Source organism: Cysteiniphilum sp., assembly GCF_057495195.1.
The window spans coordinates 1-7635 of the sequence record NZ_JBXTEF010000090.1; the positions used below are offsets into that span (position 1 = coordinate 1).

A 7635-nucleotide genomic window follows, 5' to 3' on the forward strand; every position below is an offset into this window, starting at 1 on the left:
TTGGAAGGCTATGTGCAGCATTTGAGTTGCTGGCACAAAAATACTGTGCATAATTTAAACCTTGATTCACATTTTATTCTAGAAGAAGGCTTGCCACTGAGTGATTTAAAAGTGATTGTTGAGTCAATGGCAGAAGCGGCAAAAGCCTCTCATGTTCAATTAGTAACAGGTGACACCAAAGTGGTTGAGAAAGGCAAAGGCGATGGTATTTTTATTAATACCACAGGGATAGGCGTTGTTATGGATGGCTTTGTCACTCATGAGCCATTAGTGAAAGGTGATTGCATCATTATCAATGGGGCGATTGCTGAGCATGGTGTTGCTGTGATGTCAAAGCGCGAGGGCTTAAGCTTTGACTGTGATGTCAAAAGTGATGCTATCAATCTAAATCACTTGATTGAGAAGTTACATAAATCAGGTTGTCAAATCAAAACAATGCGTGATCCGACGCGAGGTGGTGTCGCTGCAACCTTAAATGAATGGGCAAACCAATATGAAGTAGGTATTAGCATTGATGAGTCTGCACTTGTCGTTAGTGAAGAGGTACGCTCCGCTTGCGAGTTATTGGGCTTGGATCCGCTTTTTATTGCAAATGAAGGCAAGGTTTTAATTGTTTGTAATCAAAGCGAAGTTCAAAAGGTATTAGCATGTTTACAGCAAGATGAATTGGGCAAAAATGCCAGTGTGATTGCTAAGGTTGATAAAGTAGGCAATGCATCGGTCAATATGCAAACAAGCTTTGGTGGACTAAGACGCGTCGATTGGCTAAGTGGCGAACAACTACCAAGAATTTGCTAAGTATAAGGAGGAATAATGAGTCAGTTTTATTTTTTAGCGCATAAGCGTCTAGATGATTTAATTAGTACCTTAAAGACACAGGGCTTTGAGGTAAAAGCACCGATCGTTGATGATCATGCGATTGTTTATGATGATATTGAAAAAGCAGCTGAGTTACCATGGGGTTATGTTGATGAGCAGAAACCTGCGTATTATCACGTCAAAAAAACCAATGAAAACAAAGCTTTTGCGTGGAGTCTGCCGGTGCAATCGGTAAAGCCCATGTTGTTTAAAGAGAAAGAAGCATTATGGCAAGTCAAGCGTGATGACAGTGGCAAGTTGACATTTGAGCAGGCGCTCAATAAACAGAAATATGCTGTTTTAGGTGTCAGACCTTGTGATTTGCGCGCGATTGAAATTCAAGATCGTGTGTTTATCGAAAACGCTTATCAAGATGTGCGTTATAAGGCGCGACGTGAAGCGATGTTTATCATTGCGGCTAATTGTACCAGTTGTCATAGTAATTGTTTTTGCATTAGCTTAGGTGATAGCCCATATGCTGATAAAGGCTTTGAGTGGGCAATGACGGAAATCAATGGTGGTTTTGTCATTGAGTCAGGTAGTGATAAGGGTAGAGTGCTTATTGAGCAGCTGCAATTAAATCCAGCTACTGGTGCGCAAACCTATGAAGCGGAACAAAAAGTCAAAGCAGTATATGCAATGCAAGAAAAAAGCATCCCACCCTTAGCAACGGTTGAAAAGGCGCTATTTGCTAACTTAAATCACCCACAATGGGATGATGTTGCTAAACGGTGTTTATCGTGTGGTAGTTGCACACAATCTTGCCCGACGTGCTTTTGTCATACTGAGAAAGAAGATCCTGATTTGGAAGGGCAAGTAAGTACGCATTTGCGCGAATGGGATTCATGCTTTGGTTTAGATCATAGTTACACGCATGGTGAGTTATATCGTGAGGAGCCTAAACATCGATATCGACAATGGTTAACACATAAGTTTTCCACTTGGCGCGAGCAGTTTAGAACCAAGGGCTGTGTTGGTTGCGGGCGCTGTATTACGTGGTGTCCGGTGAGCATTGATGTTACGGATGAAATAAATATTATCTGTCAAGAAAAGCAGAATAAGCAGGAAAAACAGGAGAAAAAAGCATGATTTACCCACAAGATGCTTATTTGCCACATGAGGCTGAGATTATTGACTTTATTGAAGATGCACCAGATATTTTTACCTTACGTTTACGCTTGTGTGATGCGGATTTACGCCAGAAATATAGCTTTAAACCTGGACAGTTTAATATGATTTATCTTTATGGTGTGGGTGAAGTGGCAATATCGATTGTTAATGATCGTGAGTTTAATCATGATGTTTTTGAACATACCATTCAAGTCGTTGGGCGTATAACACAAGGCATGCATCAATTAAAGAAAGGTCAAAAGGTCGGTATTCGTGGACCTTTTGGCAGTAGTTGGCCAGTGGATGAGGCTCAAGGCAAAGATGTTGTAATTATGACCGGTGGGTTGGGTAATGCGCCGTTGGTTGCCGCAACTGAAATGATACTAAAAAATCGCGAAGCATATGGACGGATTTATGTGGTGCAAGGTGTGCGTCACAGTGAGGGACTTATTTATCAGGATAAATATACGCGTTGGAATGCTATCCCAAATACACAAGTGATTGTAACGGCAACTGAGGGCGAGCCATTTGGTCCATGGCAATGGTATAAAGGTTTTGTTACCGAAGCGGTTAAAGATCTTAAGCTAGATTATCAAAACACTTATGTGATGAGTGTTGGTCCTGAGATTATGATGAAAAATGTCGCGCGTAGCTTTATTGATATTGGGGTGCCAGAGCATCAAGTATTTGTCTCATTAGAACGCAGTATGAAATGTGCGATTGGGCATTGTGGGCATTGCCAGATGGGCAAAGAGTTTATCTGCAAAGATGGTGCCGTTTATGCCTATCCGCAAGTTGAAAAACTGTTATCAATCAAGGGGGTGTAAGATGTCGCATGAGAGTAAATTAAGAAATCTAAACAACAAACCAACACTGGCTGTGCATAAGTTTAGCTCATGTGATGGTTGTCAATTGGCATTTATTAATGATGGAATTCGCCTGCTGAAATTATCACAATTGGTTGAGATAAAACATTTTGCTGAGGCAGGTCCTGTTGACGAAGATGCCAAAGTGGATATTGCGATTATTGAAGGCAGTGTCAATACCAAGCATGATGTACAGCGCATTCAAAAGATTCGTGAAAATAGCAAATATCTTATTACGATGGGCGCATGTGCGACAACAGGTGGTATTCAAGCCTTAAGAAATAATGTTACCCGTCAACAGTTTGAAGGTTGGATGAAAGATGTCTACCCGCAACACACCGATGTGATTGATAAAATGGAGTTAGATACCGCAAAATCGATTGAGGATTATGTTGCCGTTGATTTTGAAATCAGAGGATGTCCGGTAAGCTCAGAGCAGATGTATCACGCGGTGCGTCAATTGTTATTTAAAGTGGAGCCAGAAAAGGTGGTAGAACCTGTCTGTACATCGTGTAAACATCGTGGAATCACCTGTGTGATGGTTGCATATAATGAACCATGCCTAGGTCCTGTGACGGCTAATGGATGTGATGCACTTTGTCCGCATATTAATCGTGGATGTTATGGCTGTTACGGTACGGCAAAATATGCCAACTTTGATGCAATGACGGCAAAGTTAAAATCAATGGGGCTAACCGATGAAGAGATTGCACATAAATATCATTTTATCAATAATCAGCAACAAGGTTTCAAGCAGGCTGGAGATAACGCATGAGTAATCAAATGAATACGGCAAATAATGCCAAAACAACGAAAATAGAAGTGCCTATTCTAGCGCGTGTCGAAGGTGAAGGTGCGCTTGATTTAGAGATTAATAATAATGAAATCACCAAATGTCATGTGCGTATTTATGAGCCCCCACGCTATTTTGAGAAGTTCCTAGAAGGACGTGAACCGAATGAAATCATTGATGCGGTAGCACGTATTTGTGGTATTTGTCCGATGGCGTACCAAATGAGTGTGGTGACATTGATGGAGAAGGCCTTTGAGGTAGAAGTGACCCCTTGGGTGCATGCAATGCGACGCGTGATGTATCTCGGTGAATGGATTGAGTCACATTATTTGCATACACATATTTTAGCTGCTCCTGACTTTTTGAAATATCATTCAGCGATTGAGATGGCGAAAGATTTTCCTGATGAAGTCAAGCGTGGAGTGAGATTGCAGCATTTAGGTAATGATATTTTGTCATTATTTGGTGGCAGATCGGTTCATCCTGGGGCGGTTAAGGTTGGTGGATTCTATCGAGCGCCTAAGCCTAAAGAGATCAAAACACTCATCCCACGACTACAAGAAGCGCTAAAAGATGCCAAAGATGTTGTGATGTGGTTTGCCCAATTACCTTATCCTAATGTCTGCTTTGATGAAGTATTACAAGTGGCATTAACCGATGTCAGTGGACAATATCCGGTGATTGCCGAGCATGTCGTCACGAATAAAGGAGAATGTTTTCCAATTGAAGAATGGGAGGAGCATTTCTATGAGTTTCATGCGCCACAATCAACGGCACTTCACTCAACACGCGATGGACAACCCTATTTAACAACGCCATTAACACGTCTGAATTTGAATTTTGATAAGCTGCCCAAAGAGGTTCAAGCGCTTGCTAATAGTACGGGCATTTCGTTTCCAAGTAATAATATCTTTCATAGTATTTTGGCGCGATCAATCGAGTGCTATTACGCGATTGGTGAGATACTGCGTATATTTGAAGCATATGAATATCCTGATAAACCTTATGTTGATGTGAGCTTTAAGGCAGGCAAGGCATGGGGTGCAACAGAGGCGCCACGTGGAATTCAGATTGACTATTTTGAGTTTGATGACAAAGGGTGTGCGACAAAAATTCGTATTACACCGCCAACTGCGCAAAACTTAGCTTGCATGGAGGCCGATCTTAAGCAGTCATTAACCAAGTTTGGGCTGGACAAATCAGACGATGAATTAAGGCAGCATGCAGAAATGGTGATTCGCAATTACGATCCATGTATCTCGTGTTCGGCGCACTTTCTGACATTGAATATCAAACGCGCATGAGGTTGTTATGCATAGAAGGTTCTTTCGTGGATTTATTTTTATTAGCTTGCTGATATGGCTTGTTTTTAGCGTTGCCTTTTATCAGCATTTAAGTCTTTTAGGTATCGTGTTTGTTGCTTTTATGTTAGGACTTAGGCATGGCTTTGATGTCGATCATATCGTCGCCATTGATAATGTTACGCGTCAATTAGCACAAAAAGGTAAACCTAGTGTAACAACCGGCTTGTTCTTTGCGCTAGGGCATTCTAGTGTTGTGTTTTTACTCACATTGTTTGTTATTTTAGGAGTCAGTCTAAGCAAAGCAGAGAGTCTTGGCATCATTGGTATTGGCGCTGTGATTGGATCGGTTGTATCAATTGCTTTTTTGTGGCTTACAGGAGGTATGAATGTATTATCACTGTATAAGCTTATTAAACATCAACAAAACACACATACACATTCGCCCTTAACACGTTGGTTAAAGCCGTTGTTTAAAATGGTTGATAAGCCTTATAAGATGTATCCAGTGGGCTTTTTATTTGGTCTTGGTTTTGATACAGCCACTGAAATTGCACTTTTAGGGTTAGCAGCAACGGCATCATTAAGTGGTGAGTCGATCTGGCTCATTTTGGCACTGCCAATTGCCTTTGCACTTGGCATGACGTGGGTTGATTCATTAGATGCATTATTAATGACCAAGCTTATCAATACTCAAAAAATAAATGAGCAGATCTTTCGTCGCTACAATATTGCGATACTATTGATCGTTATCAGTGCGTCGTTTATTGTCGGGTTTATTCAGTTATTTGGGTTGTTTGATCTTGATGTCTATGGCGCTATTGGTTTTGTCAGTGATCACTCACCGTGGTTTGGTGGTGGTTTAGTATTGTTGCTATTAGGTGTATTTTTAACATTGATATTAAAAAAGCAAGAAACGCTGTGAAATGATCCAAGTGAGTTATGGAGTATTAGGTTTAAACCAAGTAATGTACTCATTTTGAGATAATTGCATATAAGGCTGCATTGTGTCCTTGTGAGATATTCGCCATGATAAAACAGTGATCTCTTAAGTGAATTCCAGAGATTTCCTCTATCTTACCGTTTAAGCATTTGAGAGAATAATTTTCGTGGCAGGACGCTACGACTCAATAACACTCCCTCCCCTTTGTTGCCAAGAGTTGATCACAAGGATGTAAACCCCTTTTGCTGTTTCCAAGTCATGGTGACTCTAAGTCCAAGAGTCTGATCATTTTCAAAAATAATAGTGCCACCGGTGAGACTCACTAGCTCATGGACAATGGCTAGACCCAAGCCATAGTGTTTTTTAGCATCCGTGTTGTTCTCAGAGAATCCCAATTGTGTAATTTTGTTTAATTTGTCATGAGCAATTCCTTGTCCATGATCAATGATGATCAGCTGAATAAGCTCTTTGGTTTGCGTTAAGCTAATATCAACTCTATTGGCAAAACGAAAGGCATTATCAAGGATATTGGTTAAAATGCGGTTATATACTTGTGCCGAACCATAGACGATGCACTCAGGTGTTTCCGTATAAGCAATGCGATGCCCCATATCGGCGTAGTTATCTTGTAGTGTTAGTAACATTAGGTTTAGGTCAATTTTCTTACGCTGTTGCAAATGAAGATTTGATAGTGATAAGAAGCTTTGTACCACTTCATTGATGTGATCAATATCTGATATGCTTTTTATCGCATCCGTGTCACCTTTTAACTCTAGCTGCTCCAAGCGAAAGCGCATGCGTGTTAACGGTGTTTTGATATCATGCGAAATTGATGACATCAATTGTGCGCGTGTGCGTGTTAGGTTGTGAATACGCAACTTCATTTGCTCAAATAAGGCTTTAGGCCCTGAGATAAGTCCAAGGTAAATGGAGGTGTTCTGCGGAAGCCCTAGTTCAATCAACATCTGCTGACTTAGTTCAGTTAAACGATATAATCTCAGCAATAACCAACAAGCAAATAGAAACAAGATAATAATCAGCAAGATAATTGCAAATTCAGCGGTAAATAAAGAGAAAAAGTAATGATAATTTTTGACAGCATGGATATTAAGCCACAGGTTTTTATGAATGAAAACTGAGAACTTATGCGTGTTATTCTGATGCTGAAGTATTTTATTCTCAAGATCTTGCGCATTTTTGATCGTATAATCTGGGTGAAACTGTGGATCAGTGGATAAAGCCATTTCAAGCTCGATACGCTGAATTTTTATATCGGAAAAATGCTGACTATCAAAGGTTTGAATGAAGTCCTTAAGATCGTCATCTTCACCATATTTGACTATTTTGGCAATCTCCCACGCAATTTTATGATGCAGTTCTGCGTGAATATCTTCATTGATCTGGCGATATGCACTTATAAAAAGGTAGCTAATGCATATAAAGCTTAAGCAAAAAAAAGCAATAATGCACAGTAGATTGAAATGTTTTTTCATGTTGATCCATATGTGATATTAATGATTATAGAATGTCGTTGATTCGACCTTAAAAAGCAAGATGATCAATCAAAGATTCTTTAATTGACTTGAGTTACGCACTTTTTTATTACAACACCCCGCCTCACAAGCTCGGCACCCCTCTTGCAAAGAGGGGAATATAAAATAACCTTTGCCTAATTCCCCTCTTTGTAACATAGGTTTATAGGGATCTTTTTGTAAGTGGGTTTTAAAATGGTTGAGTTAAAGATAAGATGAATAAAATCACAAG

Annotated in this window: 7 protein-coding genes; 6 read left to right on the forward strand and 1 reads right to left on the reverse strand. The window is 40.1% G+C overall.

Going from position 1 to position 7635, the window contains the following annotated elements; all coding sequences use genetic code 11:
* The 6 genes from hypE to ACY10D_RS08410 all read left to right on the forward strand — a co-directional run.
* Positions 1-798 (forward strand): hydrogenase expression/formation protein HypE (hypE, locus tag ACY10D_RS08385; RefSeq protein ID WP_487000296.1); only part of this gene is annotated, 798 nt, incomplete at its 5' end.
* A gap of 15 nt (positions 799-813) precedes the next feature.
* Positions 814-1947, forward strand: coding sequence for a 4Fe-4S dicluster domain-containing protein (locus ACY10D_RS08390; protein WP_487000297.1), 1134 nt, complete (start codon positions 814-816; stop codon positions 1945-1947).
* Positions 1944-2795: an FAD/NAD(P)-binding protein gene (locus tag ACY10D_RS08395; protein WP_487000298.1), complete on the forward strand. Its 852-nt coding sequence runs from the start codon at positions 1944-1946 to the stop codon at positions 2793-2795. Before ACY10D_RS08390 ends, ACY10D_RS08395 begins: the two co-directional genes overlap by 4 nt.
* 1 nt (position 2796) lies before the next feature.
* Complete coding sequence (locus ACY10D_RS08400; RefSeq protein ID WP_487000299.1) at positions 2797-3609, forward strand: NADH-quinone oxidoreductase subunit B family protein; 813 nt, start codon at positions 2797-2799, stop codon at positions 3607-3609.
* Entirely contained in the window at positions 3606-4931 is a 1326-nt protein-coding gene (locus ACY10D_RS08405) for a Ni/Fe hydrogenase subunit alpha (RefSeq protein ID WP_487000300.1), read from the forward strand. The genes ACY10D_RS08400 and ACY10D_RS08405 overlap by 4 nt, the downstream gene beginning before the upstream one ends.
* Positions 4932-4938: 7 nt before the next feature.
* The gene (locus ACY10D_RS08410; RefSeq protein ID WP_487000301.1) at positions 4939-5853 is read left to right on the forward strand and encodes a HoxN/HupN/NixA family nickel/cobalt transporter; all 915 of its coding nucleotides are present in this window, start codon (positions 4939-4941) and stop codon (positions 5851-5853) included.
* Positions 5854-6092: 239 nt separating this feature from the next.
* On the opposite strand, the gene ACY10D_RS08415 is transcribed toward ACY10D_RS08410, so the two are convergent.
* Entirely contained in the window at positions 6093-7364 is a 1272-nt protein-coding gene (locus ACY10D_RS08415) for a sensor histidine kinase (RefSeq protein ID WP_487000302.1), read from the reverse strand.
* Positions 7365-7635: the final 271 nt, after the last annotated feature.

Coding starts and splice junctions, on each gene's coding strand:
- ACY10D_RS08390 (WP_487000297.1), top strand. CDS start 814: ATGAGTCAGTTTTATTTTTTAGCGCATAAGCGTCTAGATGATTTAATT.
- ACY10D_RS08395 (WP_487000298.1), top strand. CDS start 1,944: ATGATTTACCCACAAGATGCTTATTTGCCACATGAGGCTGAGATTATT.
- ACY10D_RS08400 (WP_487000299.1), top strand. CDS start 2,797: ATGTCGCATGAGAGTAAATTAAGAAATCTAAACAACAAACCAACACTG.
- ACY10D_RS08405 (WP_487000300.1), top strand. CDS start 3,606: ATGAGTAATCAAATGAATACGGCAAATAATGCCAAAACAACGAAAATA.
- ACY10D_RS08410 (WP_487000301.1), top strand. CDS start 4,939: ATGCATAGAAGGTTCTTTCGTGGATTTATTTTTATTAGCTTGCTGATA.
- ACY10D_RS08415 (WP_487000302.1), bottom strand. CDS start 7,364: ATGAAAAAACATTTCAATCTACTGTGCATTATTGCTTTTTTTTGCTTA.